Here is a 24,565-nt window from a genome sequence, read left to right as displayed (position 1 = left end):
CATGCAAGGCGCGATGATACGTCAGCAGCAACCCGTTACCGGCCGTAGCAAGCCGGTGCCGCGTGGTGCCAGCCGGCTGGTGGCCGACGAGCCCGTATCGGCGCGCCTGCCGCGGCCAAGCCTGGGAGGCCTCAAGCGCCTGCTGTGGCCGGTGCTGCTGGTGGCGGCCGGCTTTGGTGCCTACGAAGGCGCCATTCGCCTGATGCCGTATGCCGACCGGCCGATCACCAAGATCGACGTGCAAGGCGACCTCAGCTACATCAGCCAGCAGTCGGTGCAGCAGCGCATCGCGCCCTACGTGGCGGCAAGCTTCTTCAGCGTCGACCTGCCAGCGATGCGTGCGGAGCTCGAACAGATGCCATGGATCGCCCACGCCGAAGTGCGCCGGGTGTGGCCTGACGAGGTGGTGATCCGCCTGGAAGAACAGCTGCCGGTGGCGCGCTGGGGTGACGAAGCCTTGCTCAACAACCAGGGCCAGGCCTTCACTCCGCGCGAACTGGCCAACTACGAGCACCTGCCGCAGTTGGCCGGGCCCCAGCGTGCTCAGCAACAAGTCATGCAGCAGTACCAGGTATTGAGCCAGATGCTGCGCCCCATGGGCTTTTCCATTGCTCGCCTGGAGCTGCGCGAGCGAGGCAGCTGGTTCCTGACCACCGGTGCAAGCAGCGCCGGGCCAGGCATCGAGCTGCTGTTGGGGCGTGACCATCTGGTGGAGAAGATGCGCCGTTTCATTGCCATTTACGACAAGACACTCAAAGACCAGATCACCACTATCGCCCGCATTGATCTGCGTTATTCCAACGGACTTGCCGTTGGTTGGCGGGAACCGATTGCACCGACGACGGCCCAACCCGCCGTTGCGAAGAATTAGAGAGAGGCAGGACCATGGCAAACGCGCATAGCGGCAAAATGATCGTCGGGCTGGACATTGGCACCTCCAAGGTGGTGGCGCTGGTGGGCGAAGTGGGCGAAGACGGTACCCTGGAAATCGTCGGGATCGGCACCCATCCGTCCCGCGGCCTGAAGAAAGGCGTGGTGGTGAACATCGAGTCCACCGTGCAGTCGATCCAGCGCGCCGTGGAAGAGGCGCAGCTGATGGCCGGCTGCCGTATCCACTCGGCCTTCGTCGGGGTAGCCGGCAACCACATCCGCAGCCTGAACTCCCACGGCATCGTCGCCATCCGCGACCGCGAGGTCAGCCTGGCCGACCTGGAACGTGTACTCGACGCCGCCCAGGCCGTGGCGATTCCGGCCGACCAGCGTGTGCTGCACACCCTGCCGCAGGACTACGTGATCGACAACCAGGAAGGCGTGCGCGAGCCGCTGGGCATGTCCGGCGTGCGCCTGGAAGCCAAGGTCCACGTGGTCACCTGCGCAGTCAACGCGGCGCAGAACATCGAGAAATGCGTACGCCGCTGCGGCCTGGAAATCGACGACATCATCCTTGAGCAGCTGGCCTCGGCCTACTCGGTGCTGACCGACGATGAAAAAGAACTGGGCGTGTGCCTGGTGGACATCGGTGGCGGCACCACTGACATCGCCATCTTCACCGAGGGCGCCATCCGTCACACCGCAGTCATCCCGATTGCTGGCGACCAGGTGACCAACGATATCGCCATGGCCCTGCGTACCCCTACCCAGTACGCCGAAGAAATCAAGATCCGCTACGCCTGCGCCCTGGCCAAACTGGCTGGCGCCGGCGAGACCATCAAGGTGCCGAGCGTGGGCGACCGCCCACCGCGCGAGCTGTCGCGCCAGGCCCTGGCCGAGGTGGTGGAGCCACGTTACGACGAGCTCTTCACCCTGATCCAGGCCGAGCTGCGCCGCAGCGGCTACGAGGACCTGGTGCCAGCCGGCATCGTCCTCACCGGCGGCACCGCGAAGATGGAAGGTGCCGTGGAACTGGCCGAGGAAATCTTCCACATGCCGGTACGCCTGGGCGTACCGCACAGCGTTCGGGGGCTGAGCGACGTGGTTCGCAACCCGATCTATTCCACCGGTGTGGGCTTGCTCACTTACGGTCTGCTGAAGCAGTCCGAGGACCTGATCCTGACCGGTAACACCAACAGCAGCAACAACAGCTATGGCGATGAACCGAAGGCCCCAGTGCTTGAGCGCTTCAAGAAGTGGGTCCAGGGCAACTTCTAAGTTTCAAAGCAGTAGTGGTAGGCGCAACAACTAGAGAACTGTAAGGAGAGGGAAAATGTTCGAGCTCGTAGACAACGTCCCGCAAAGTCCGGTCATCAAGGTGATCGGCGTTGGTGGTGGTGGCGGCAACGCCGTCAACCACATGGTCAAGAGCAGCATCGAAGGCGTGGAATTCATCTGCGCCAACACTGATGCCCAGGCGCTGAAAAGTATTGGCGCGCGCACCATCCTGCAATTGGGCACTGGTGTGACCAAGGGCCTGGGTGCCGGTGCCAATCCGGAAGTCGGCCGTCAGGCTGCGCTGGAAGACCGTGAGCGCATCGCCGAAGTGCTGCAGGGCACCAACATGGTGTTCATCACCACTGGCATGGGTGGCGGTACCGGTACAGGTGCAGCGCCGATCATTGCCGAAGTGGCCAAGGAAATGGGCATTCTCACCGTAGCCGTGGTGACCCGTCCGTTCCCGTTCGAAGGCCGCAAACGTATGCAGATCGCCGATGAAGGCATCCGCATGCTGGCTGAAAGCGTCGACTCGTTGATCACCATTCCCAACGAGAAACTGCTGACAATCCTGGGCAAGGATGCCAGCCTGCTGTCCGCCTTCGCCAAGGCCGACGATGTACTGGCCGGTGCCGTTCGCGGTATCTCCGACATCATCAAACGCCCTGGCATGATCAACGTCGACTTCGCCGACGTGCGTACCGTGATGGGTGAAATGGGCATGGCGATGATGGGTACTGGCTGTGCCAGCGGCCCGAACCGTGCGCGTGAAGCCACCGAGGCGGCGATTCGCAACCCGCTGCTGGAAGACGTCAACCTGCAGGGCGCCCGTGGCATCCTGGTGAACATCACCGCAGGCCCGGACCTGTCGCTGGGTGAGTACTCCGATGTGGGTAGCATCATCGAAGCCTTCGCCTCTGACCACGCCATGGTCAAGGTCGGCACCGTGATCGACCCGGACATGCGTGACGAACTGCACGTGACCGTGGTGGCCACTGGTCTGGGCGCGCGCATCGAGAAGCCTGTGAAGGTGGTCGACAATACCCTGCAGACTGCCCAGCAAGCGTACGAAGCGTCCAATCCTGCGCCGGTGCGCCAGGAGCAGCCAGCGGTCAACTACCGCGACCTGGAGCGCCCGACCGTGATGCGCAACCAGGCGCATGCAGGTGCTGCCGCAGCCGCTAAACTGAACCCTCAGGATGACCTGGACTACCTCGATATCCCGGCATTCCTGCGTCGTCAGGCTGATTAATGGAATTTATCAGGGGTATAAAGGTGATTGGTATTCATCAAAGGTTGGGTCTGTTATCATCCCCAGCCTTTGTTGATACCTGTTCGCAATTTGCGCTGAAGCGGCCAATGCCATGATTAAACAACGCACCCTGAAGAATACCATCCGTGCCACAGGTGTCGGTCTGCACTCCGGGGAGAAGGTTTACCTGACCCTCAAGCCTGCACCTGTTGACACCGGCATCGTCTTCCGCCGCGCCGATCTCGACCCTGTGGTCGAAATCCCTGCGCGTGCGGCCAACGTCGGCGAGACAACCATGTCGACGACGCTGGTCAACGGTGACGTCAAGGTCGATACGGTCGAGCACCTGCTCTCCGCCATGGCGGGCCTGGGCATCGATAACGCCTACGTCGAGCTCTCCGCCTCGGAAGTGCCGATCATGGATGGCAGCGCCGGACCCTTTGTATTCCTGATTCAGTCTGCCGGCCTGGAAGAACAGGACGCAGCCAAGAAGTTCATCCGCATCCTGCGTGAGGTAACCGTGGAAGAGGGCGACAAGCGCGCCACGTTCCTGCCTTTCGAAGGTTTCAAGGTGAGCTTCGAGATCGACTTCGATCACCCGGTGCTTCGCAACCGGACCCAGAGCGCCAGCGTCGATTTCTCCAGCACCTCGTTTGTGAAAGAAGTCAGCCGCGCGCGTACTTTCGGCTTCATGCGTGACATCGAGTACCTGCGCAAGCACAACCTTGCGCTGGGTGGCAGTGTCGAGAACGCCATCGTGGTCGATGAGGACGGCGTGCTCAACGAGGACGGCCTTCGTTACGAAGACGAATTCGTCAAGCACAAGATCCTCGACGCCATTGGCGACCTTTACCTGCTGGGCAACAGCCTGATTGGCGAGTTCAAGGGCTTCAAGTCCGGCCACGCGCTGAACAACCAGCTGCTGCGCAAGCTGATTGCAGAAACCGATGCCTGGGAAGTGGTCACTTTCGAAGATGCCAGCACGGCACCGATCTCGTACATGCGCCCTGTTGCGGCCGTGTAAGTTCGAACACTCTCTAGTTCATTAAGGCCACCTTCGGGTGGCCTTTTTTATGGCTTGTTCCTGGCGTGGGCGGCCAACCGTTCCAGCGCTGCGCGCAGCTTGGGGTCGGTGATGCCCTCGGCGGTGTCGCGCAGGCTTTCGGCGGCGCTGATCGACAGCTCTGCAGCATGCCCACCTCGCTTGGCTGGCACCAGCGGTGGCTGCACCTTGTAGAGGATGCGCCTGAGGTTGCCGAATGCTTCCATGGCTTGTAATGCTGCCAGCAGGCGCTTCTGCTGGTAGCGCAGGCGGGTTGCCCAATGGCCGTCGGTAACCACCAGCAACAAAGTGCCATCGCGCCACGATGCCACATGGCAGTGCTCCCGGGCAGCTGGTTGCAGCTGGCTTTCCAGCAGCCGCTGCAGGTGCTCCAGGCGTTCGGCCTGGTTCAGCAGCAGGCGCAACGGGCGCACCTGGCGCAGCAGTGCGGAGGGTGGCTGGGCAGGGGAGGGTTTGTAGGCCATGGGGTACGCATGAGGTTGCAAGGGCAGCAGTTTAACACCTCTATAGCCTGTGCCGGCCTCTTCGCGGGTAATAGAAGATAAGACTAATTCTCGATAGCTTTCATGTTGCCAAGGCTTGAACTCAGGGAAAATGCCCCTATCTAAGACAGGCCCCTGCCAAAACGCTGTAATAGCATCGTGGAAATCCACCACTTTCCTCACCATCGTTTCCGGGTAGAATGCTCGTTCGCATGCGGCCTCAGGGCTGCACGGGCGACTCATGGGGCCGCCCTCCATCCCTACGTGTGGAAGATCCTGCCGATATGTTTGCGCCTTTGTTAAAAAAACTTTTTGGAAGCAAGAACGAGCGTGAAGTGAAACGCATGCTCAAGACGGTGAGTATCGTCAATGCCTTCGAAGAGAAGATGGTGGCCCTCTCCGACGAGCAACTGCGGGGCAAGACCGCAGAGTTCAAGGAGCGTTTGGCCAAAGGCGAGACACTGGACCAATTGCTGCCTGAAGCCTTCGCCGTGGCCCGAGAGGCCGGCAAGCGCGTAATGGGCATGCGCCACTTCGATGTGCAGCTGATCGGTGGCATGACCCTGCACGAGGGTATGATCGCAGAAATGCGTACCGGTGAAGGCAAGACCTTGGTCGGTACCTTGGCCGTGTACCTCAACGCACTGTCCGGCAAGGGCGTGCACGTGGTCACCGTCAACGACTACCTGGCTCGCCGTGACGCCAACTGGATGCGCCCGCTGTACGAATTCCTCGGCCTGTCGGTAGGTATCGTTTCGGCCTTCCAGCCGCCGGAAGAAAAGCGCGCCGCCTATGCGTCCGACATTACCTACGGCACCAACAACGAATTCGGTTTCGACTACCTGCGCGACAACATGGCGTTCAGCCAGGAAGAGAAGTTCCAGCGTGAACTCAACTTCTCGGTAATCGACGAAGTCGACTCCATCCTCATCGATGAGGCGCGCACCCCGCTCATCATTTCCGGCCAGGCTGAAGACAGCTCCAAGCTGTACATCGAGATCAACCGCCTGATCCCGCGCCTGACCCAGCACATCGAAGAAGTCGAAGGCCAGGTCACCCAGGAAGGCCACTTCACCATCGACGAGAAGAGCCGCCAGGTCGAGCTCAACGAAGCCGGTCACCAGTTCATCGAAGAGATGCTCACCCAGGCCGGCCTGCTGGCCGAGGGCGAGAGCCTGTATTCCTCGCACAACCTGGGCCTGCTGACCCACGTTTACGCTGGCCTGCGCGCGCACAAGCTGTTCCACCGCAACGTCGAATACATCGTCCAGGACGGCCAGGTCCTGCTGATTGACGAGCACACCGGCCGTACCATGCCAGGCCGTCGCCTGTCCGAGGGCCTGCACCAGGCCATCGAGGCGAAAGAGAACCTGAATATCCAGGCCGAGAGCCAGACCCTGGCTTCGACCACCTTCCAGAACTACTTCCGCCTGTACACCAAGCTGTCCGGCATGACCGGGACCGCCGACACCGAAGCGTTCGAGTTCCAGTCCATCTACGGCCTCAACGTGATGGTGATCCCGCCGAACAAGCCGCTGGCACGTAAAGACTTCAACGACCTGGTGTACCTGACTGCCGACGAGAAATACGCCGCGATCATCGCCGACATCAAGGAAAGCATGACCCACGGCCGCCCGGTGCTGGTGGGTACTGCCACCATCGAAACCTCCGAGCACATGTCGAACCTGCTGCTCAAGGAAGGCATCGAGCACAAGGTACTGAACGCCAAGTACCACGAGAAGGAAGCCGAGATCATCGCGCAGGCCGGTGCGCCAGGCGCACTGACCATCGCCACCAACATGGCCGGTCGTGGTACCGACATCCTGTTGGGCGGTAACTGGGAGGCTGAAGTGGCCACCCTGGAAAACCCGACACCCGAGCAGATCGCCCAGATCAAGTCGGACTGGCAGAAACGTCACCAGCAAGTGATCGAGTCGGGCGGCTTGCACGTGATCGCTTCCGAGCGCCACGAATCGCGCCGTATCGACAATCAGCTGCGTGGCCGTTCGGGCCGTCAGGGTGACCCGGGTTCCAGCCGCTTCTACCTGTCGCTGGAAGACAGCCTGATGCGCATCTTTGCCTCTGACCGGGTGAAGAACTTCATGAAGGCACTGGGCATGCAGTCGGGCGAGGCCATCGAACACCGCATGGTCACCAACGCCATCGAGAAGGCCCAGCGCAAGGTCGAAGGCCGTAACTTCGACATCCGTAAGCAATTGCTCGAATACGACGACGTGGCCAACGAGCAGCGCAAGGTGATCTACCACATGCGCAACAGCCTGCTGGCCGCCGAGAACATCGGCGACACCATCGCAGAATTCCGCCAGGAAGTACTGGACGCTACCATCAGCCAGCACATCCCGCCGCAGTCGCTGCCCGAGCAGTGGGATGTGGTCGGCCTGGAAGCTGCTTTGGCCAGCGATTTCGCCATTAAGCTGCCGATCCAGCAGTGGCTCGACGAGGACGATCACCTCTACGAGGAGACCCTGCGCGAGAAGCTGCTGAACGAGATCACCACCGCCTACACCGAGAAGGAAGACCAGGCCGGTATCGACGCCCTGCGTACCTTCGAGAAGCAGATTCTGCTGCGCGTGCTGGACGACCTGTGGAAAGACCACCTGTCGACCATGGACCACCTGCGTCACGGTATTCACCTGCGTGGCTATGCGCAGAAGAACCCGAAGCAGGAGTACAAGCGCGAGTCGTTCAGCCTGTTCCAAGAGCTTCTCGAGTCGATCAAGCGCGACACCATCCGCGTGCTGTCGCACGTTCAGGTTCGCCGCGAAGATCCGATCGAAGAAGAAGCCCGCCTGCGCCGCGAGGCCGAGGAACTGGCCAGCCGCATGCAGTTCCAGCATGCCCCTGCCCCGGGTCTGGAAAGCGAGCAACTGAGCGAGGAGGGCGCCGAAGCGGCGGTCGTCGCAGCGCCAGTGCGCAACGACCAGAAGCTGGGCCGCAACGAGCCGTGCTGGTGCGGTTCGGGCAAGAAGTTCAAGCATTGCCACGGGCAGATCGAGTGATCTGATTCATTTGCTGTAACGTCACAAACCGGGGGCCGCTTTGCGGCCCATTCGCGGCACAAGGCCGCTCCTACAGGGACCGCGCCCGACCCAATGGTTGCGATGCCCCTGTAGGAGCGGCCTTGTGCCGCGAATGGGGCGCGAAGCGGCCCCGCTCTTCCATCATCACTTCACCGTTTTTCTAGGAGCGCTCTAATGGCTGTTGGTCTTGGTCCTTTGCCTACCCTGCACCCGGTTCCGGGTTTTGAACTCGGCATCGCTTCTGCCGGCATCAAGCGCCCGGGGCGCAAGGATGTGGTGGTCATGCGCTGTGCCGAAGGCTCCAGCGTGGCTGGCGTGTTCACCCTCAACGCCTTCTGCGCAGCGCCGGTGATCCTGTCCAAGCAGCGTGTACAGGGCACCGTGCGCTACCTGCTGACCAACACCGGTAACGCCAACGCAGGCACCGGCGCGCCAGGCCTGGCCGCCGCCGAACGTACCTGCGCCAAGCTGGCCGAGCTGGCTGGCGTGCCGGCCGAGTCGGTACTGCCGTTCTCTACCGGCGTGATCGGCGAGCCACTGCCGGTCGAGAAGATCGAAGGTGCACTGCAGGCCGCCCTCGACAACCTGTCGGAAAACCACTGGGCTGAAGCTGCCACCGGCATCATGACCACCGATACCCTGCCCAAGGGCGCCAGCCGTCAGTTCCAGCACGATGGCGTGACTGTTACCGTCACCGGCATCAGCAAGGGTGCAGGCATGATCCGCCCGAACATGGCCACCATGCTCGGCTACATCGCTACCGACGCCAAGGTTGCCCCGGCAGTGCTCAAGGACCTGATGCTGGACGGCGCCAACAAGTCGTTCAACCGCATCACCATCGACGGCGACACCTCGACCAACGACTGCTGCATGTTGATTGCAACTGGCAAGGCCAACCTGCCGGAAGTGACCGAAGCCAGCGGCGCGCTGTTCGAAGCCCTGAAAAAGGCCGTGTTCGAAGTGTGCATGGAGGTGGCCCAGGCCATCGTCCGTGACGGCGAAGGCGCGACCAAGTTCGTGACCGTGCAGGTCAACGGTGGTGGCAACCACCAGGAATGTCTGGACGTCGGCTATGCCGTGGCCCACTCGCCACTGATCAAGACCGCACTGTTCGCCTCCGACCCGAACTGGGGCCGCATTCTGGCCGCCGTTGGCCGCGCTGGCGTGCCGGAGCTGGATGTCAGCCTGATCGACGTGTACCTGGACAGCGTATGCATCGCCAGCAAAGGCGGCCGCAACCCGAGCTACACCGAAGCGCAGGGTTCGGCAGTGATGGCCCAGGAAGAGATCACCATCCGCATCGAGCTGGGCCGTGGCCAGTGCAGCGAAACCATCTGGACCACCGACCTGTCCCACGAGTACGTGAAGATCAACGCCGAGTACCGTACCTGATCGAAAAAGGGGCTGCAAAGCAGCCCCAGCATTCCAAACCGATGGAGCCGAACAATGAGCTATCACCTGATCATCGGCGACAAGCTGTATTCCTCCTGGTCGCTGCGTGGCGCCCTGGCCCTCGAGCTGGCTGGCGTGCCCTACGAAGAAACCCTGATCAAGCTGAACCAGCCTGATACCCGCCAGCGCATCCTCGCTTTTTCCTCCACCGGCAAGGTGCCGCTGCTCAAGAGCGAGCACGGTGTGATCGCCGATTCCCTGGCCATCGCCGAATACCTCAACGAACAGCACCCCGAGGCCCAGCTGTGGCCTGTCGACGCAGCCGCCCGCGCCCAGGCCCGTTCGGCTTGCGCGCAGATGCACAGCGGTTTCTTCGCCCTGCGCGGTGCCATGCCGTTCGACCTGTCGCGTGACCAGGCCCTGGACAATATGCCGCTGGACGTGCAGGTCGACATCGACCGTATCGTCGCGCTGTGGTCCGAATGCCGCGTGGTGGCCAAGGACAGCGGCCCGTTCCTGTTCGGCAAGCCGAGCCTGGCCGATGCCTTCTTCGCCCCGGTGGCCGTGCGCCTGCGCACCTACCGCGTGGAGGTGCCGGCAGAGGCGGCAGCCTACATCGAAACCATTTATCAGTGGCCAGCCTTCCAGGCGTGGCAGCAGGCCGGCCTGGCGGAGCGTGAAGGGTGAAACGGATACATGTTGTAGCGGCGGTCATTCGCGGTACTGATGGCCGCATTCTTATTGCACGCAGGGCCGATACCCAGCACCAGGGCGGCCTGTGGGAGTTTCCCGGTGGCAAGGTGGAAGAGGGTGAAGGCGTGGAAGCGGCGCTGGCCCGTGAGTTGCGCGAGGAGCTGGGCATCGAGGTGACCCGCTCGCGTGCGCTGATCAAGGTCAGCCATGACTACCCGGATAAACAGGTGCTGCTGGACGTGCGCGAAGTCGAAGCGTTCACGGGCGAGCCTCATGGCGCAGAAGGGCAGCCGCTGGAGTGGGTGTCGCCACGGGACCTGGCGCAATACGAGTTCCCCGAGGCCAACAAGCCGATCGTGGCTGCCGCGCGTCTGCCGGACCAATACCTGATTACCCCGGATGGCCTGGAAGTGCCACAGATGCTCAAGGGCATCCAGAAGGCGGTGGCCAATGGTACTCGCCTGATCCAGTTGCGGGCGCCGGACATGTACGACCCCAAGTACCGTGATGTGGCGGTGGATGCCGTGGGGTTGTGTGGGGGCAAGGCGCAACTGATGCTAAAGGGGCCGCTGGAATGGCTGGGTGATTTCCCGTCGGCCGGTTGGCACCTGACGGCAGCGCAGTTGCGCAAGTACGCTGCCAAGGGCCGGCCGTTCCCCAAGGAGCGCTGGCTGGCGGCGTCCTGCCACAGCGCCGAGGAGCTGGCGCTTGCTGAACAGATGGGCGTGGACTTTGTCACTTTGTCGCCGTTGCAGGCGACTCAGACTCACCCAGAGGCGGTGCCGTTGGGATGGGATGAGGCGCAGCGGTTGATTGCCGGGTTCAACAAGCCGGTTTACCTGCTGGGTGGGGTAGGGCCGGGTGAGCGCGAGCATGCCTGGGAAGCCGGTGCACAGGGTGTAGCCGGTATCCGGGCGTTCTGGCCCGAGGCCTGAGTAAGGGGGCTGCAAAGCAGCCCCGGTAATATCAGCCCTCAGGCTTTGGCGCAGGCTGCCACAAAACCTCAGCCACCCCCTGGCGCCGCCCGATGATCCGCGCCGCCACGAACAGTAGATCGGAAAGCCGGTTGATATACGCCAAGCCAACGCCTTCCAGTGGCTCCACGGCATTCAACTGCTGGCACCGCCGCTCCGCACTGCGCGCCAGGCTGCGGCACACATGCGCCTGCGCCACCAGCGCCGAACCACTGGGCAAGATGAAGTTCTTCAACGGCCCCAGCTCTTCGTTCCACACATCGATGGCCGCCTCCAGGCGCTCCACCTCTGCCAGGGTCAACGCCTGGTAGCTCGGCATCGCCAGCTCACCCCCTAGGTCGAACAAGCGGTGCTGACACGGCACCAGCACGGTGCTCACCTCGTCCAGGCCTTGCTCGTCCAGGCCCGCCAGCAGTAGGCCTAACTGGCTGTTCAGGCTGTCCACCTCGCCAATCGCCTCGATCCGTGGGTGGTCCTTGGGCACCCGGCGTCCGTCGCCCAGGCCGGTTTCGCCCTTGTCGCCGGTGCGTGTGTAGATCTTCGACAGGCGATAGCCCATGTCACTTCTCCGTGTTGGCCGGCGTCGCCGGCTGGACGAGGGGCAGGCGCAGGGTAAAGCAGGTGCCCTGGCCGGGCGTGGACTGCACTTCCATCTGCCCCTTGTGGTTGTTGGTGATGATGAAATACGAAACCGACAGGCCCAGGCCAGTGCCCTGGCCGATTTCCTTGGTGGTGAAGAACGGCTCGAAGGTGCGTTTGCGCACGGCCTCGGGCATGCCGACGCCGTTGTCCTCAACCTGGATTTCCGCCCATGGCGGGTTTAGCCGGGTGCGCAGGGTAATGCGCCCGGGCTCGCAGGGCTGTGGCCGCACGTGGATGGCCTGCGCCGCGTTTTTCAGCAGGTTGAGCAGTACCTGTTCCAGTTCGTTGGCCGTGCAGGGCACGGGCCCCAGTTCAGGGTCGAACTGGCGCACGATGGCCTGGCCCTTGAAGTCGAAGCCGATGGTCAGGTCAAAGTCATTGCCGGCAATGTCCACCGCCTGGTCGATCAGTGCCGGCAGGTCGCACGGCGCCAGCTGGCGGTTGCTGCGGCGGCTGAAGCTGAGCATGTGGGTGACGATCTTCGCTGCCCTGGCGCCTGCCTGCTGAATGCCATCGAGCAGTTGTGGCACCTCGCGGCTTTCCAGGTAGCGGTTGACCGTGGCCAGGTCGATGTCCAGTTCTTCGGCCTGCTCCTGGTTGCGCGGCAACTCGGGCGACAGGCGCCGGCGAATGTTCTGCACGTTGTGCAGGATGGCGCCCAGCGGGTTGTTGATCTCGTGGGCCATGCCTGCTGCCAGGCCACCGACGGAGAGCATCTTCTCGGATTGCACCATCATCTCTTCCAGCGACAGGCGCTGGGTAATGTCGTCGATGCGGATGACCACCCCGCGCCCACCGCCGCCGGTCAGCGGGTAGAAGGTCAGGGCGTAGTGGCGCAGGTCATCGCCCTTGGCCCAGGTGACCCGCTCGATCTTCGCTACCCGGTGCTTTTCCACGGTTTCCTTCAACTGCGGCAAAAACGGCTTTAGCGGCTCGAAGGCGATGAACACCGGCTGGTTCAGCGCTTCGTCCAGTGGCGTACCGGAAAGCACCGTGGCTTCGTGGTTCCACTGGGTCACGTAAAGCTGTTCGTCGAGGGCGATCAGCGCCGAGGGCATCGAGTCGATGATGCTGTTGAGGTAGTTCTGGAAGCCTGTGAGTTTTTTCTCGATCTTGCTGCGCACCTGCACTTCCAGCTCAAGCTTGCGGTTGGTATGGCGGGTTTCCTCGGCCAGGCCCTGGGCCTGGTCGTAGGCGCTCTGGAATTCGTCCCGCGCGCGTTTCAGCTGCTGCTCGCGGCCTTCGATGCGCGAGAGCATGGTGTTGAAGGCTTCGGCCAGGCTGCCGATTTCGTCGTCGTTGCCGCGCTTGGCGCGCAGGGCATAGCTCTCTTCGCGGGTAACCTGGCGGCTGAGCTCTTCAAGCTGGTTGATCGGCTGGGTGATCAGGCGCTTTATCTGCCGGGCGACCACAATCCACAGCAGGATGCTGAACACCAGGATGCCCATGCTGGCGCTCAGGGTGCCGGTGTAGAACGCCGTGGGCAGCTCGCTGCTGGCCACCAGCAGCATGTGCGCCGGCGGGTTGGCGTCGCGCGGTATGCGGATCAGCTGGGTGCTGCGAAACTCCATCAGGCGCCAGCCGTCGATGTTGCGAAAACGCTTGGGCAGGGCCAGCGGCTCGCCATGCTGCAACTGCGCCAGCATACGCCCATCGCCGCCGTAGACGGCGGCGGCGCGTAGTGGCGTGTAGCTGTCCAGTTCCTTGAGCAGGGCGCTGGCGGTTTCCGGAGTGTCGCCGGCGCGGGCGGCAAGCTGCGGGTTGGCTACCAGCCGGCCGATGGTCTGCAGTGCCTGGGGGGCCATGCTTTCCTGGGTGATCCAGTAGGCGGCGCTGATGAAGGTGAGGTTGGCCACCAGCAGGATGGTCACCAGCAATACCAGCAGGGCCGCCAGCAGCTTCTGCCCGACCGGGAGGTTTTCCAGGCGTTGGCGCAAGGTCATGGGCTAGGCAATGTCCGTATCCGGTTGAAAGGGCCGCGTCAGTCGCAGGGCAAGCCACGCGTGCGCAAGTTATCGACCAGGCGCTGTTGCAAGCGTTCCAGCAGTGGCAATTGCAGGCCATGGCGCCCGGCCGCTCGGCAGGCATGGCCGAGCAGGTAGTGCACCTCGGTGCGTCGGCCCGCGCGGACGTCCTGGTACATGGAAGAGTAGTTGGCCGCGGTGGCAAGGATCACCCGCTGTACTTCTTCGCTCAGCTCATCTGCCGCTTCCGGCTGGCCGCAGCGCCGCAGCAACTGGACCAGTTCGGCGCTCAGCGCATCGACTTCTCCCAGGTGCCCCAGCAGGCCGCCGTTCTGGCATTCGTGCAGCACGGTCAGCGGGTTGATGGCGCAGTTGAGGGCCAGCTTGCGCCATAGGCGGGTGAGGATGTCCACCGTCCATTCGGCAGGGATACCGGCTTCGTGCAGGTCATCGAACCAGGCGGGCATTGCAGGGTTACGTGGGTCGCCCAGCCAGTTGAAACCGTGGCCGGCAAAGCGCACCTGCCACTCCCCCTCGCGAAAGGCACCTTCGGTGCTGGAAGCGAAGATGCAGCGTGCGTGGGGTACCAGGTCGGCCACTTCGTCCTGGCTGCCCAGGCCGTTCTGCAGCAACAGCACTTCGGCACCCTCGGCCAGCCGCGGTGCCACACCGGCAATGGCCTGCGCCGCGTCGTAGGCCTTGCAGGCCACCAGCAGGCGGTGGATGGGGCCCTGCGCCTGGGCGGTTTCGGCGGGGATGGCGTAGTGGCGGGGCTGGTCCTGTTCGACCAGGGTCAGGCCGCCGGACTGCTGATAGGCGTGCAGGCGTTGCCCGTCACGCAGGATCAGGCGCACGGCCTTACCCGCGCGCGCCAGGCGGCAGGCCCACAGGCTACCGAGGCTGCCGGCGCCGAGAATATGCCAGGTGCTGCTCATATGCGTTTCGCAACCCGTTATAATGAGCCCGCATTTTAACCGTCTAACTCAGCGTGCTCCATCTTCAGACCGAGCGCGCTTTATTTTTTGGAGAACAACCATGCCTTCGTTCGACGTGGTATCGGAACTGGACAAGCACGAAGTGCAGAACGCCGTTGATAACGCCATCAAGGAACTTGATCGCCGTTACGACCTGAAAGGCAAGGGCACCTTCGAGTTCAAGGAAAAAGATCAGACCGTTCTGCTGACCGCCGAGGAAGAGTTTCAGCTCGAAGCGATGCTGGAAATCCTGCGCCTTGCACTGGTCAAGCGCAAGATCGACGTGAAATGCCTGGAAACCCAGGACCCGTACCCATCCGGCAAGGAAAAGAAGCAGGAAGCCAAGTTCCGCGAAGGCATCGACAAGGACCTGGCGAAAAAGATCGTTGCCACCATCAAGGATGGCAAGCTGAAAGTACAGGCCGCCATCCAGGGCGAGCAGGTGCGTGTAACTGGCAAGAAGCGTGACGACTTGCAGGAAGCCATTGCTCTGCTGCGCACCAAGGAATTCGACATGCCGCTGCAGTTCAACAACTTCCGCGACTAATGCAGGTGCTGCCCGGAACCCCGATGGCGTAATGATGTCCATGGGGGCCGGGACTGTGTAAATGCGCGCAGCCTGTTCTACCGTGTACTTGCCGCTCGGCATCAGGAGATGAATATGGATTTGAACGCTGAAGTCGATCAGCTCGTCCGCCAATCCCAGACCTGGATCCCGTTGATCATGGAGTACGGCAGCCGCGTGCTGCTGGCGCTGCTGACCCTGGCGGTCGGCTGGTGGATCATCAACAAGGTCAGCGCCCGCCTCGGCAAGCTGGTTGGCCTGCGCAACGCCGACCTGGCGCTGCAGGGCTTCATCAGCACCCTTGCGAACATCGTGCTGAAGGTGCTGCTGATGGTCAGCGTGGCGTCGATGATCGGCATCGAGACCACCTCGTTCGTTGCCGCCATCGGTGCCGCTGGTCTGGCCATCGGCCTGGCCTTGCAGGGCAGCCTGGCGAACTTCGCCGGCGGTGTGCTGATTCTGATGTTCCGCCCGTTCCGTATCGGTGACTGGATCGAGGCGCAGGGCGTTGCCGGCACCGTCGACAGCATCCAGATCTTTCACACCGTGCTGCGTACCGGTGACAACAAGACTGTGATCATGCCTAACGGCAGCCTGTCCAACGGCATCATCACCAACACCAACCGCCAGCCGACGCGCAAGGTGGTGTTCGATGTGGGTGTGGACTACGAGGCCGACTTGCAAAAGGCCCGCAACGTGCTGCTGGAGCTGGCCAAGGATCCGCGTGTCCTGCCCGACCCGGCACCGCAGGCTGTAGTGGCGACGCTGGGCGACAGCTCGATTACCGTCTCGCTGCGCTTGTGGACCAAGACGTCCGATTACTGGGACGTGATGTTCATGCTCAACGAGCATGCGCGTGACCGGTTGAAGGCCGAAGGGATCGACATTCCGTTTCCACAGCGGGTGATCCGTGTGGTGCAAGAGACTGCAGCGCAGTAATACCGCTTTGTCATCGACCGGGGCCGCTTCGCGCCCCTTCGCGGGCTTGCCCGCTCCCACAGAGATTCCGCAATCCGTGTGGGAGCGGGCAAGCCCGCGAAGGGGCGCGAAGCGGCCCCAGTTTTTACACTTGTTCACAGCAATTGCTCGGCTTTTCTGGCATATACCCTGGCCCCACCTGCCACACCCGATATGCCATCATGAAACCACTGCTGTACATCACCCCGCTGCGCGCTTTGCTGTTCGGCCTGACCCTGGCCCTGTTCGAACTGCTCACCTACCTGGCCAGCGACGCGGTCATGCCCGCCATGCCGGTGGTGGTGAGCGACCTGAACGCCAGCCCCGAATACATTCCCCATGCCCTCAACCTGTACCTGCTGGGGGGCGTGGTACTGCAATGGTTGATCGGCCCGCTGGCCGACCGGTATGGCCGGCGCCCGCTCCTGCTGGTTGGCTGCGCATTCTTCGGCCTGGCCTGCCTGGCCAGCTTCTGGGTCCACGACATTGGCCTGTTCAACCTGCTGCGCCTGCTGCAGGGCATCGGCCTGGGCTTTGTGGTCACAGTCAGCTATCCCGCCCTGAACGAAGCTTTCAGCGAGGCTGACGCCGTGCGCATGATGGCTTTGCTGGCCAATATCGCCTTGCTGTCACCCCTGCTCGGGCCGCTGGTGGGCACCTTGCTGCTGCAGTGGCTGGACTGGCGCTGGCTGTTCGTGGCCTTTGCAATCGGCTCAGTGCTGGTCTGGGGGCTGTTGTACCGCCTGATGCCGGAAACCCTCGGTGTGGAACGCCGTGACGGCTCGCGCCTGGCGTTTACGCCGATTCACCTGCTGCCACTGCTGGCTGGCTATGGTCAGTTGCTGGCCAACCGCCGTTTTGTCGCGGGCAGCGCTGCCTTGGGCCTGGTCGGTTTGCCGCTGATTGGCTGGATCGGCCTGTCGCCGGTGCTGCTCATTCACGATGAGGGGCTGAGCACGATGGCTTACGCCTTGTGGCAGCTGCCGGTATTTGGCGGGCTGATCCTCGGTAACCTGATCATCAACCGCATCGCCGATCGCTACCCGCTGCCTGCCCTGGTGCGGGGCGCGCTGTGGCCCTACCTGGCCGGCCTGTGCCTGATGGTGCTGGCGACCTGGTACTGGCCGAGCGTTACCAGTGTGGTGGCGGGCATGTCGCTGTACGCGCTGGGGCTGGGTGTGGCCAACGCGGTGCTGTACCGCATGACGCTGTTCTCCAGCGAGCAGAGCAAAGGCCTGGTCTCGGCCATGCTGGGGATGATCACCATTGCCTTGCTGGGGTTGGGCGGAGCGGTGCTGGCGATGATCGGCGCCGGGGCCAGCTTGCTGCACTTTGCCCTGGCGGCGGGTGTGGCGGGGGCATTGGCGTTGTGGCCGCTGTGGTTTGTGGTAGGTGGGCGGCCTGATGAGGGGGCTGTCGCGCAGTAATGTTTGATTGCCTGTCCCGGCCTCTTCGCAGCGCAAGGCTGCTCCTACAAGCACGTCACAGGTTTTGAACGCTGTGGTGTACTTGTAGGAGCAGCCTTGCGCTGCGAAGAGGCCGGTACAGGCTATAGAAGCCTTTCAGGGCCGCTCGGCCGCTGAACTGTCCTCTGCCACCGGCGTACCCCGACCAGCCTCCTGACGCCACTGCAGGGCGATCAGGATCAGCGTAGGCACGCCCAGCAATGCGGTGATCAGGAAGAAGTCGTGGTAGCCGAATTTCTCCACCATAACCCCTGAATACCCGCCGATAAGCCGCGGCAGCAGCAGCATGATCGAGCTGAGCAGCGCGTACTGCGTCGCCGAGAACTTCAGGTTGGTCAGGCTCGACAGGTAGGCCACAAAGGCCGACGTGGCCATGCCCGAGCTGAAGTTGTCCAGCGAGATGGTCACCACCAGCATTTCCAGGTTCGGCCCCATGTCGGCCAGCATCAGGAACAGGATGTTGGTACCGGCCGAGGCGACACCGCCGATGAACAGGATCGGCATGATGCCGAAGCGCACGATCAGCAGGCCGCCGACCCCGGCGCCGACCAGGGTCATGATCAGGCCGAAGATCTTGCTGACACTGGCGATCTGGTCCTTGGTGAAGCCCATGTCGATGTAGAACACGTTGGCCATCACGCCCATCACGGTGTCCGACATGCGATACGTGGCGATCAGGCCAAGCAGCAACAGGGCCTGCCAGCGGTAGCGGGTGATGAAGTCGTTGACCGGGGTCAGCACCGGGGCCAGGCCGCGACGGCCCAGGCTGGACAGGCACGCCCAGCTCAGCAGCACATAAAGGATCAGGCGCAGGAAGGCGCGATCTTCCAGCAGCAGGTCGAGTGGCGTTGCGTCACCGGAAATGACGCTGGACCAGCCGGTATTGAACATCTGGGTAAAGCTGGCCGGTACCGACACCAGCAGGATGATCAGCACGAACACCGACGCCAACTGGTGCACCAGGCCGTAGCGCGCTGCAGACAACTGCGTGCGCATGGGCACTGGCGGCTCGCGCATCACCAGCGTGGTGAACAGGGCGGGGAGCATCATCACCCCGAACATGACATAAGTGCCGGCCCAGGCTTTGTGCAGGTAGCTGAAACCGGTGGAGCCGAACCACTCGGCAAAGAACAGCGCGCCGGCCGTGGCGAGCAACGCTGCCACCCGGTAGCCGGCCATGTAGCTGGCGGCGAGCGCGGCCTGGCGTTGGTCGTCGGCGATTTCCAGGCGATAGGCGTCGACGGCGATATCCTGGGTGGCAGAGGCGAACGCTACTAGCACCGCCATTGCGATCAACCACGACAGGTGCTGTTGCGGGTCGCACAGACTCATGCCAACCAGCCCGACCACCACCAGCGCTTGCGACAGCAGCAACCACGACCGCCGTCGGCCCAGGCCGCCGAGCAGTGGCAGGCGCCATTGGTCGAGCAGCGGCGACCACACCCACTTGAAGGCGTAAGCCAGGCCAATCAGGCTGGCGTAACCAATGGTCTCACGGGCAACGCCAGCTTCGCGCAACCACACGGACAGGGTCGAGAACACCAGCATGTAGGGCAGGCCGGCGGCGAAACCAAGCAGCAAAAGTACCAAGGTTGACGGGCTGGCATAGGCAGCAAGCGCAGCGCGCCAGGTTTTACGGGGCATGGGCCAACATCTGCCTCAAGTTTGCGAAAACAAAGCGCGCACTCTAACCGCTGTGCTCCATTGGGCGCCAGCCATGGCGCGTCATATCCACACGATTGTTGGTTACATTCACACCCTCCGCGCGTAAACGCGCCCGTTGTTCATCCCCTGACGGCGTCCCTGATGCCAGGCTCAACCGCCCACCTGCGCCAAGCACCCGGTGCCAGGGCAGCCGGGTATCTGCCGGCAACTGGCCAAGCGTGCGGCCAACCCAGCGTGCCGCGCGGCCCAGTCCCGCCTGCTCGGCCAGCTGGCCGTAGCTCACCACCTTGCCGGGCGGCACTTGGCCGAGTACCGAATACAGCACCGTTCGTCGGCCCTCGGCGCTGTCCAGGGCGTGCTCGTATCCATCAGACATCACGCCCCCCTTGGGCTGTAGATGAAACTGGACCGATGGTCCGGCAAATGAGAGTTGAACTCAACGCCGTATGACCGGTCTGTCCTTGCTCTGGTCGTCGGTATCTGGATAATGCCCGGCTTTTTTGTCAAAACGAACCCGTAGTCCGCCTATGTATTCTAGATCCTTGTTGTGCCTGCTAGCTGCCTCCTTGTGCGCCTCCCCGGTGTTGGCCGATACCGTGTGGATGAAGAACGGTGACCGGCTCAGCGGCAAGATCAAAGTCTTCGACGGCGGTAAGCTGCTGCTGGAAACCCCCTATGGCGGTTCCATCGCGCTGGACTGGAAAGAGGTCCAGACCCTGGAAAGCGACCAGGAGATGCTGGTCAAGCAAGACGCCTACACCGGTGAAAAAGCCAAGTCGCTGAAAGCCGCCGAGCCTGGCAAGGTAACGCTGGCCAATGGCGAAGCGCCCAAGACCGTGGAACTGGCCAGCATCGAGCAGATCATGAAGCCCAAGCCGCTGGTCGAGGACTTCGTGTGGAAAGGCAACGTCGATGTGGCGCTGGACTACAAGCGTGCCGAGAACGACACCGACGATTACGACGTAGGGTTCAAGACCACCGCTCGCCATGGCCGCTGGCGGCACAATGCCGAAGGTGAATACAACCGCGAGACCAAGGACGACGTCACCACCACCGACAACTGGAGCGCCGAGTACGCCCTGGACCGCTTCATCACCGAGAAGTGGTTCTGGCAGGGGCGTGCGGAATACAAGCGTGACCGCATCGAAGACTTGGCCCGCCAGCGCACCGTCGGTACCGGCCCGGGTTACCAGTTCTGGGACGATGAGCTGGGGGCGTTCTCGCTGGGCTCGCTGATCAACCGTACCGACTTCGAATACCAGGATGGCGGCAAGGACAACTTCTATTCCGCGGCGGTGAAGTGGGACTACACCCGCTACCTGATCGGCAAGAACGTGCAGCTGTTCACCAATGGCGAGTTCGCCAAGCCGCTGGGCGGCGTAGCCGACTACTCGCTGGATGCCGAGGTTGGCCTGCGCTACAAGGTCACCGAGTGGGCCTCGCTCAACCTCAAGGCCGAGAAGGACATCATTACCGGCACGCGTGAAAGTGACCTGGACAAGACCCGCTACACCGCAGGGTTCGGCGTTACCTGGTAGATCGCCGGGGGCGCCTTGCGCCCCTTTCGCCGGCAAGCCAGCTCCCACAGGCACCGAACAGGCTTGGCCATTTCGCGGTCATTATGGGAGCTGGCTTGCCGGCGAAAGGGCAGCGCAGCAGCCCCATTGGCAGTGGGCCTGATAATGCTATCTTGTGCCCATCCAGTCTGCCGCCAGGAGCCGCCCTCAAGTGAGTACCAACGCCATCCGCCCAGCCCGGGAATTGCTGCTCAAGGAATACCGCGGCGTGCTCTCGACCCATTCCAAGTCGATGCCCGGCTACCCGTTCGGCTCGGTCGTGCCGTATTGCCTCGATGCCAACGGCAACCCGCTGATCCTCATCAGCCGTATCGCCCAGCACACCCACAACCTGCAGAAAGACCCCAAGTGTTCGCTGCTGGTGGGTGAGCGCGAGGCTGAGGATGTGCAGGCCGTAGGGCGCCTGACCGTGATGGCCGAAGCGCACAAGCTGGTCGACGAGGCTGCTGTCGAAGCGGCTGCCGAGCGCTACTACCGCTATTTCCCGGACGCCGCCAACTACCACAAGGCCCACGACTTCGACTTCTGGGTGCTGCAGCCAGTGCGTCACCGCTACATTGGTGGCTTTGGCGCGATCCACTGGCTCGATCAGGTGACCTTGGCCAACCCGTTCGCCGGCAAGGCCGAGGCGAGCATGGTCGAGCATATGAACAGCGATCATGCCAACGCTATTGCTCATTACGTCGAACTGACCGACTTGCCACGGCATGCACCGGCGCAGATGGCTGGGGTAGACAGCGAAGGCATGCACCTTCGCATTGGTCAGGCCGTGCACTGGCTGCCTTTTCCGGCTACTTGCAACACGCCGACACAAGTCCGGGAAGCCTTGGTTTTGCTGGCTCGGGCCGACCAATGGCCGCATGCGACGCAAGTCGAGGGTTGAAATCCGGAGCGCCGGCATCCATTTGAGGTCTTATTGGAAGGTTATCTTCCGTCGAGGAACCCTTGATGCGTGCTTTTCTACTGCTGTTTCTGGTTTTTCCTGTGCTGGAGCTTTTCGTCTTCGTCAAGGTCAGCGCGGCAATCGGTTTCTTCCCGGCTCTGCTGCTGATCATCGCTGGCTCCGCCCTGGGTGTGCTGGTGATGCGGGTGGCCGGCCTGGCCACCGCACTGCGCGCCCGTGAAAGCCTGCAGCGCGGCGAGTTGCCCGCCGAGGACATGTTCCAGGGCATGATGCTGGCCGTCGGTGGCGGCCTGCTGCTGCTGCCAGGCTTCATCAGCGACGTGCTGGGCCTGCTGTGCCTGCTGCCGTTCACCCGCCGCCTGGCCGCGCGCAAGATGCGCGAGCGTGCCGAGGCGCAGGCCATGCGCCAGCGTGCGTTTCAGGACGACCCGTTCCAGGCGCAGCCGCGTGAGGGGGGCCACCGTCCAAACGTGATCGAAGGCGAGTATGAGCGCCGCGACAAGTAAAACCTCCGGGGCCGCGCAAGCGGCCCCGATCTTTTCAGCCGGATCAAAAATTTTGTATATCAAGCCTTGTAATTGAATCTGGCGGCCTCATGTATGTGGTCACCGCAAGGTTTCTGGTGGCAACGCCAGACATTACACAAGTGGTTCGCCCATCGCGGGCCACTTCCCGGCAACGCCGGACAGCATCAACCCGCCGGTGTCGATACCGGCCGATGAAAACCACAATTTGGGAGAGATCGACAATGAAGCTTCGTCCTCTGCATGACCGCGTAGTCATCCGTCGCAGCGAAGAAGAATCGAAAACCGCTGGCGGTATCGTCCTGCCGGGTTCGGCCGCTGAAAAACCAAACCGCGGCGAAGTTGTTGCCGTCGGCACCGGTCGCATCCTGGACAACGGCGAAGTTCGCGCGCTGGCCGTGAAAGTGGGTGACAAAGTGGTATTCGGCCCTTACTCGGGCAGCAACACCGTGAAAGTCGATGGCGAAGACCTGCTGGTCATGGCCGAGAACGAAATCCTCGCCGTTGTCGAAGGCTGATTTCCCCGACTTCCCGTTACTCCAAAGAATTCCAAGGATTAAACGATCATGGCTGCTAAAGACGTAAAATTTGGCGATTCCGCTCGTAAGAAAATGCTGGTTGGCGTCAACGTTCTGGCTGACGCGGTAAAAGCGACCCTGGGCCCGAAAGGCCGTAACGTGGTACTGGCCAAGAGCTTCGGCGCGCCAACCATCACCAAGGACGGCGTTTCCGTCGCCAAAGAAATCGAGCTGAAAGACGCCTTCGAAAACATGGGCGCCCAGCTGGTCAAGGAAGTTGCTTCCAAGGCCAACGACGCTGCCGGTGACGGCACCACCACCGCTACCGTTCTGGCTCAGGCCATCGTCAACGAAGGCCTGAAAGCCGTCGCTGCCGGCATGAACCCGATGGACCTGAAGCGCGGCATCGACAAGGCTACCGCCGCCGTTGTTGCCGAGCTGAAGAACCTGTCCAAGCCATGCGCCGACTCCAAGGCCATCGCCCAGGTAGGCACCATCTCCGCCAACTCTGACGACTCCATCGGCAACATCATTGCCGAAGCCATGGAAAAAGTCGGTAAAGAAGGCGTGATCACCGTTGAAGAAGGCTCGGGCCTGGATAACGAACTGTCCGTCGTAGAAGGCATGCAGTTCGACCGTGGCTACCTGTCGCCGTACTTCGTCAACAAGCCGGACACCATGGTTGCCGAGCTGGAAGGCCCGCTGCTGCTGCTGGTCGACAAGAAAATCTCCAACATCCGTGAGCTGCTGCCAGTTCTGGAAGCCGTTGCCAAGGCCGGCCGCCCACTGCTGATCGTTGCCGAAGACGTTGAAGGTGAAGCGCTGGCTACCCTGGTAGTCAACAACATGCGCGGCATCGTCAAGGTTGCAGCTGTCAAGGCACCAGGCTTCGGCGACCGCCGCAAGGCCATGCTGCAGGACATCGCTGTCCTGACCGGCGGCCAGGTCATCTCCGAAGAAATCGGCCTGTCCCTGGAAACCGCTACCCTGGAGCACCTGGGTAACGCCAAGCGCGTCATCCTGTCCAAGGAAAACACCACCATCATCGACGGCGCTGGCGTTGAAGATGACATCCAGGCTCGCGTCAAGCAGATCCGTGCCCAGATCGAAGAGACTTCCTCGGACTACGACCGTGAGAAGCTGCAAGAGCGTCTGGCCAAGCTGGCTGGCGGTGTTGCCGTGATCAAGGTCGGTGCCGGCACCGAAGTTGAAATGAAAGAGAAGAAAGCCCGCGTTGAAGACGCCCTGCACGCTACCCGTGCAGCCGTTGAAGAAGGCGTGGTGCCTGGCGGTGGTGTTGCACTGGTTCGCGCCCTGAACGCGATCGTTGACCTGAAAGGCGACAACGAAGACCAGAACGTCGGTATCGCCCTGCTGCGTCGCGCTGTTGAAGCGCCGCTGCGCCAGATCACTGCCAACGCCGGCGACGAGCCAAGCGTTGTCGCTGACAAGGTCAAGCAAGGTTCGGGTAACTTCGGTTACAACGCTGCTACCGGCGAATACGGCGACATGATCGAGATGGGCATCCTGGACCCAGCCAAGGTCACCCGTTCGGCCCTGCAAGCTGCTGCTTCGATTGGCGGTCTGATGATCACCACCGAAGCCATGATTGCTGACGCTCCGAGCGAAGCCCCAGCTGGCGGCGGCATGCCAGACATGGGCGGCATGGGTGGCATGGGCGGCATGATGTAAGCCAGCCTTACCCCCTGCACCATAAAACAGCCCCGGTTCGTGAGAACCGGGGCTGTTTTGTTTTCTGGGAGG

Annotated in this window: 22 protein-coding genes; 16 read left to right on the top strand and 6 right to left on the bottom strand. The window is 62.4% G+C overall.

Annotated features, from left to right (window positions below; translation table 11 throughout):
• Window position 1: 1 nt before the first annotated feature.
• The 4 genes from MRBLPB4O_RS23150 to lpxC all read left to right on the top strand — a co-directional run bounded on the left by MRBLPB4O_RS23150 (window position 2) and on the right by lpxC (window position 4,424).
• Window positions 2–871 (top strand): cell division protein FtsQ/DivIB, encoded by an 870-nt coding sequence (locus MRBLPB4O_RS23150; RefSeq protein WP_016498051.1) that lies wholly within the window; start codon window positions 2–4, stop codon window positions 869–871.
• 14 nt (window positions 872–885) lie between these two features.
• Entirely contained in the window at window positions 886–2,148 is a 1,263-nt protein-coding gene (gene ftsA, locus MRBLPB4O_RS23145) for a cell division protein FtsA (protein WP_016488959.1), read from the top strand.
• A gap of 55 nt (window positions 2,149–2,203) precedes the next feature.
• The gene (ftsZ, locus tag MRBLPB4O_RS23140) at window positions 2,204–3,400 is read left to right on the top strand and encodes a cell division protein FtsZ (RefSeq protein WP_016488958.1); all 1,197 of its coding nucleotides are present in this window, start codon (window positions 2,204–2,206) and stop codon (window positions 3,398–3,400) included.
• Between the two features lie 112 nt (window positions 3,401–3,512).
• Window positions 3,513–4,424 carry a UDP-3-O-acyl-N-acetylglucosamine deacetylase gene (gene lpxC / locus MRBLPB4O_RS23135; RefSeq protein WP_003251873.1) on the top strand — a complete coding sequence of 304 codons (912 nt, stop codon included), beginning with the start codon at window positions 3,513–3,515 and terminating at the stop codon, window positions 4,422–4,424.
• Between the two features lie 47 nt (window positions 4,425–4,471).
• Here lpxC and MRBLPB4O_RS23130 read toward each other — a convergent pair whose 3' ends face one another.
• Window positions 4,472–4,927, bottom strand: coding sequence for a DciA family protein (locus tag MRBLPB4O_RS23130; protein ID WP_043198044.1), 456 nt, complete (start codon window positions 4,925–4,927; stop codon window positions 4,472–4,474).
• A gap of 302 nt (window positions 4,928–5,229) precedes the next feature.
• On the opposite strand from MRBLPB4O_RS23130, the gene secA reads away from it, so the two are divergent.
• The 4 genes from secA to MRBLPB4O_RS23110 all read left to right on the top strand — a co-directional run bounded on the left by secA (window position 5,230) and on the right by MRBLPB4O_RS23110 (window position 11,006).
• The gene (gene secA, locus MRBLPB4O_RS23125) at window positions 5,230–7,965 is read left to right on the top strand and encodes a preprotein translocase subunit SecA (RefSeq protein ID WP_341796710.1); all 2,736 of its coding nucleotides are present in this window, start codon (window positions 5,230–5,232) and stop codon (window positions 7,963–7,965) included.
• A gap of 195 nt (window positions 7,966–8,160) precedes the next feature.
• Window positions 8,161–9,378 (top strand): bifunctional glutamate N-acetyltransferase/amino-acid acetyltransferase ArgJ, encoded by a 1,218-nt coding sequence (gene argJ, locus MRBLPB4O_RS23120; protein WP_132842384.1) that lies wholly within the window; start codon window positions 8,161–8,163, stop codon window positions 9,376–9,378.
• A gap of 54 nt (window positions 9,379–9,432) precedes the next feature.
• On the top strand, window positions 9,433–10,065 hold the full coding sequence (locus tag MRBLPB4O_RS23115) for a glutathione S-transferase family protein (RefSeq protein WP_341796709.1): 633 nt from the start codon (window positions 9,433–9,435) through the stop codon (window positions 10,063–10,065).
• Entirely contained in the window at window positions 10,062–11,006 is a 945-nt protein-coding gene (locus tag MRBLPB4O_RS23110) for a Nudix family hydrolase (RefSeq protein WP_341796708.1), read from the top strand. The genes MRBLPB4O_RS23115 and MRBLPB4O_RS23110 overlap by 4 nt, the downstream gene beginning before the upstream one ends.
• Window positions 11,007–11,037: 31 nt before the next feature.
• On the opposite strand, the gene MRBLPB4O_RS23105 is transcribed toward MRBLPB4O_RS23110, so the two are convergent.
• From MRBLPB4O_RS23105 to MRBLPB4O_RS23095, 3 genes are read right to left on the bottom strand one after another with little or no spacing between them, the layout of a single operon-like run.
• On the bottom strand, window positions 11,038–11,604 hold the full coding sequence (locus MRBLPB4O_RS23105) for a cob(I)yrinic acid a,c-diamide adenosyltransferase (protein ID WP_016498060.1): 567 nt from the start codon (window positions 11,602–11,604) through the stop codon (window positions 11,038–11,040).
• A gap of 1 nt (window position 11,605) precedes the next feature.
• A complete protein-coding gene (locus tag MRBLPB4O_RS23100; RefSeq protein WP_341796707.1) occupies window positions 11,606–13,630 on the bottom strand; it encodes an ATP-binding protein in 2,025 nt (674 codons plus the stop codon).
• A 38-nt stretch (window positions 13,631–13,668) separates the two neighbouring features.
• Window positions 13,669–14,586, bottom strand: a complete 918-nt coding sequence (locus tag MRBLPB4O_RS23095; protein ID WP_341796706.1) for a putative 2-dehydropantoate 2-reductase — start codon at window positions 14,584–14,586, stop codon at window positions 13,669–13,671.
• Between the two features lie 100 nt (window positions 14,587–14,686).
• Between MRBLPB4O_RS23095 and MRBLPB4O_RS23090 the strand changes: the two genes are divergently transcribed.
• The 3 genes from MRBLPB4O_RS23090 (at window position 14,687) to MRBLPB4O_RS23080 (ending at window position 17,574) form a co-directional block, all read left to right on the top strand.
• The gene (locus MRBLPB4O_RS23090) at window positions 14,687–15,172 is read left to right on the top strand and encodes a YajQ family cyclic di-GMP-binding protein (protein ID WP_016498063.1); all 486 of its coding nucleotides are present in this window, start codon (window positions 14,687–14,689) and stop codon (window positions 15,170–15,172) included.
• Window positions 15,173–15,286: 114 nt separating this feature from the next.
• A complete protein-coding gene (locus MRBLPB4O_RS23085; protein WP_016498064.1) occupies window positions 15,287–16,129 on the top strand; it encodes a mechanosensitive ion channel family protein in 843 nt (280 codons plus the stop codon).
• A 200-nt stretch (window positions 16,130–16,329) separates the two neighbouring features.
• Window positions 16,330–17,574 (top strand): MFS transporter, encoded by a 1,245-nt coding sequence (locus MRBLPB4O_RS23080; protein ID WP_341796705.1) that lies wholly within the window; start codon window positions 16,330–16,332, stop codon window positions 17,572–17,574.
• A gap of 135 nt (window positions 17,575–17,709) precedes the next feature.
• Here MRBLPB4O_RS23080 and MRBLPB4O_RS23075 read toward each other — a convergent pair whose 3' ends face one another.
• Complete coding sequence (locus MRBLPB4O_RS23075; protein WP_016498066.1) at window positions 17,710–19,257, bottom strand: AmpG family muropeptide MFS transporter; 1,548 nt, start codon at window positions 19,255–19,257, stop codon at window positions 17,710–17,712.
• A 43-nt stretch (window positions 19,258–19,300) separates the two neighbouring features.
• Window positions 19,301–19,654, bottom strand: a complete 354-nt coding sequence (locus MRBLPB4O_RS23070; RefSeq protein WP_016498067.1) for an MGMT family protein — start codon at window positions 19,652–19,654, stop codon at window positions 19,301–19,303.
• Window positions 19,655–19,805: 151 nt separating this feature from the next.
• Here MRBLPB4O_RS23070 and MRBLPB4O_RS23065 point away from each other — a divergent pair, with 151 nt between their 5' ends.
• From MRBLPB4O_RS23065 to groL, 5 genes are all read left to right on the top strand, one after another.
• Window positions 19,806–20,816 carry a DUF481 domain-containing protein gene (locus MRBLPB4O_RS23065; protein WP_041167566.1) on the top strand — a complete coding sequence of 337 codons (1,011 nt, stop codon included), beginning with the start codon at window positions 19,806–19,808 and terminating at the stop codon, window positions 20,814–20,816.
• 190 nt (window positions 20,817–21,006) lie between these two features.
• On the top strand, window positions 21,007–21,738 hold the full coding sequence (locus tag MRBLPB4O_RS23060) for a DUF2470 domain-containing protein (protein WP_016498069.1): 732 nt from the start codon (window positions 21,007–21,009) through the stop codon (window positions 21,736–21,738).
• Between the two features lie 65 nt (window positions 21,739–21,803).
• Window positions 21,804–22,265, top strand: coding sequence for an FxsA family protein (locus MRBLPB4O_RS23055; RefSeq protein ID WP_341796704.1), 462 nt, complete (start codon window positions 21,804–21,806; stop codon window positions 22,263–22,265).
• Window positions 22,266–22,507: 242 nt separating this feature from the next.
• Window positions 22,508–22,801 (top strand): co-chaperone GroES, encoded by a 294-nt coding sequence (locus MRBLPB4O_RS23050; protein ID WP_016488938.1) that lies wholly within the window; start codon window positions 22,508–22,510, stop codon window positions 22,799–22,801.
• Window positions 22,802–22,849: 48 nt separating this feature from the next.
• Complete coding sequence (groL, locus tag MRBLPB4O_RS23045) at window positions 22,850–24,493, top strand: chaperonin GroEL (protein ID WP_016498071.1); 1,644 nt, start codon at window positions 22,850–22,852, stop codon at window positions 24,491–24,493.
• The last annotated feature ends 72 nt before the right edge of the window (window positions 24,494–24,565 follow it).

Origin of the sequence: Pseudomonas sp. LPB4.O, from assembly GCF_038383825.1 — a bacterium.
In the GTDB taxonomy this organism is placed as follows: Bacteria; Pseudomonadota; Gammaproteobacteria; order Pseudomonadales; family Pseudomonadaceae; genus Aquipseudomonas; species Aquipseudomonas putida.
This window is presented reverse-complemented; position numbering and strand designations above follow the sequence as displayed.

Excerpts from the sequence above, each read along its gene's own strand:
- MRBLPB4O_RS23150 (WP_016498051.1), top strand. The coding sequence starts at position 2 with ATGCAAGGCGCGATGATACGTCAGCAGCAACCCGTTACCGGCCGTAGC.
- ftsA (WP_016488959.1), top strand. The coding sequence starts at position 886 with ATGGCAAACGCGCATAGCGGCAAAATGATCGTCGGGCTGGACATTGGC.
- ftsZ (WP_016488958.1), top strand. The coding sequence starts at position 2,204 with ATGTTCGAGCTCGTAGACAACGTCCCGCAAAGTCCGGTCATCAAGGTG.
- lpxC (WP_003251873.1), top strand. The coding sequence starts at position 3,513 with ATGATTAAACAACGCACCCTGAAGAATACCATCCGTGCCACAGGTGTC.
- MRBLPB4O_RS23130 (WP_043198044.1), bottom strand. The coding sequence starts at position 4,927 with ATGGCCTACAAACCCTCCCCTGCCCAGCCACCCTCCGCACTGCTGCGC.
- secA (WP_341796710.1), top strand. The coding sequence starts at position 5,230 with ATGTTTGCGCCTTTGTTAAAAAAACTTTTTGGAAGCAAGAACGAGCGT.
- argJ (WP_132842384.1), top strand. The coding sequence starts at position 8,161 with ATGGCTGTTGGTCTTGGTCCTTTGCCTACCCTGCACCCGGTTCCGGGT.
- MRBLPB4O_RS23115 (WP_341796709.1), top strand. The coding sequence starts at position 9,433 with ATGAGCTATCACCTGATCATCGGCGACAAGCTGTATTCCTCCTGGTCG.
- MRBLPB4O_RS23105 (WP_016498060.1), bottom strand. The coding sequence starts at position 11,604 with ATGGGCTATCGCCTGTCGAAGATCTACACACGCACCGGCGACAAGGGC.
- MRBLPB4O_RS23100 (WP_341796707.1), bottom strand. The coding sequence starts at position 13,630 with ATGACCTTGCGCCAACGCCTGGAAAACCTCCCGGTCGGGCAGAAGCTG.
- MRBLPB4O_RS23095 (WP_341796706.1), bottom strand. The coding sequence starts at position 14,586 with ATGAGCAGCACCTGGCATATTCTCGGCGCCGGCAGCCTCGGTAGCCTG.
- MRBLPB4O_RS23090 (WP_016498063.1), top strand. The coding sequence starts at position 14,687 with ATGCCTTCGTTCGACGTGGTATCGGAACTGGACAAGCACGAAGTGCAG.
- MRBLPB4O_RS23085 (WP_016498064.1), top strand. The coding sequence starts at position 15,287 with ATGGATTTGAACGCTGAAGTCGATCAGCTCGTCCGCCAATCCCAGACC.
- MRBLPB4O_RS23080 (WP_341796705.1), top strand. The coding sequence starts at position 16,330 with ATGAAACCACTGCTGTACATCACCCCGCTGCGCGCTTTGCTGTTCGGC.
- MRBLPB4O_RS23075 (WP_016498066.1), bottom strand. The coding sequence starts at position 19,257 with ATGCCCCGTAAAACCTGGCGCGCTGCGCTTGCTGCCTATGCCAGCCCG.
- MRBLPB4O_RS23070 (WP_016498067.1), bottom strand. The coding sequence starts at position 19,654 with ATGTCTGATGGATACGAGCACGCCCTGGACAGCGCCGAGGGCCGACGA.
- MRBLPB4O_RS23065 (WP_041167566.1), top strand. The coding sequence starts at position 19,806 with ATGTATTCTAGATCCTTGTTGTGCCTGCTAGCTGCCTCCTTGTGCGCC.
- MRBLPB4O_RS23055 (WP_341796704.1), top strand. The coding sequence starts at position 21,804 with ATGCGTGCTTTTCTACTGCTGTTTCTGGTTTTTCCTGTGCTGGAGCTT.
- MRBLPB4O_RS23050 (WP_016488938.1), top strand. The coding sequence starts at position 22,508 with ATGAAGCTTCGTCCTCTGCATGACCGCGTAGTCATCCGTCGCAGCGAA.
- groL (WP_016498071.1), top strand. The coding sequence starts at position 22,850 with ATGGCTGCTAAAGACGTAAAATTTGGCGATTCCGCTCGTAAGAAAATG.